At 38.9% G+C, this 1,144-nt stretch carries 1 protein-coding gene; it reads left to right on the top strand.

The window, feature by feature from the left end; genetic code table 11:
- Positions 1-1,144: tandem-95 repeat protein (locus tag RM519_RS13920; protein ID WP_311594436.1), on the top strand; the 1,144-nt coding region annotated here is incomplete at both ends.

Genomic DNA, 1,144 nt, shown 5'->3' with positions numbered 1-1,144 from the left:
CGTTGTTGCTGTTAATGATAATGGTACACCAGATGACCCAACCGATGATGGGATTGACTATACACCATTTGCAAACTACCATGGATTGGACAGTTTTGATTATCTGATAGAAGATGTCAATGGAGATCCATCCATAGCCACGGTATTTGTAGAAGTTATTCCAGTAAATGATTTACCATTGGCAGAAGATGATGCTCTTGCAGTTGATGAGGATAGTATGGACATTAGAATTAATGTGTTAGTAAATGATGATTTTGGAGGAGACGGTCCAAATATGGGAGGTATTACCTTACCAGATGGTGCAGTTACAGGTTTAGATGACACAGGACAAGCAACTCCAAGTTCTAATGATGGATTGATTACGGTAGATGATAACGGGACACCTAATGATCCAACAGATGATACGATATTGTATTCGCCTGCCCCAGATTATAATGGTCCAGATGAATTTAATTATGCCATTACGGATAGTAATGGAGATGTAAGTGTAGCAACTGTTTATATTTCGGTAAATTCAATCAACGACTTGCCAGTTGCAGCATTAGATTTTATATCAACTATTGAAGATGCTCCATTGACTACTATTAATGTAACAGTAAATGATGATTTTGGTGGTGATGATCCGAGTACAACACCTATTACGATAGCAACAGGTACAAGTGTAGAAGGAGGAGTAATTGCTGTAAATGACAATGGAACACCAGATGATCCAACAGATGATGGGATTGATTATTCCCCAGCGGCTAATTATTACGGAGATGATAGTTTTGAATATACAATAACGGATAGCGACGGAGACACATCAACTGCACCTGTATATGTATACCTAGACTCTGTGAATGATTTACCAACGGCAGAAGATGACAGCGCTACAGTTGCAGAAGATAGCGGAGTTACGAGTATAGATGTAACAATTAACGATGATTTTGGAGGCGATGGACCAAGTGCTGGGACAATTACTATAGGAGTCGGGAAATCATCCAACGGTAATTTGGTAAGTGTTAATGATAATGGTACACCAGATGACCCAACTGATGATTTGATTGATTACGCGCCGGCAGAAGATTTTTATGGAACAGATAGTTTTGATTATATAATTACTGATAGTGATGGCGATACAAGTTCAGCCACAGTAACGATAACT

Origin of the sequence: Urechidicola vernalis (genome assembly GCF_031846385.1) — a bacterium.
Classification (GTDB): Bacteria; Bacteroidota; Bacteroidia; order Flavobacteriales; family Flavobacteriaceae; genus Urechidicola; species Urechidicola vernalis.
This window is presented reverse-complemented; position numbering and strand designations above follow the sequence as displayed.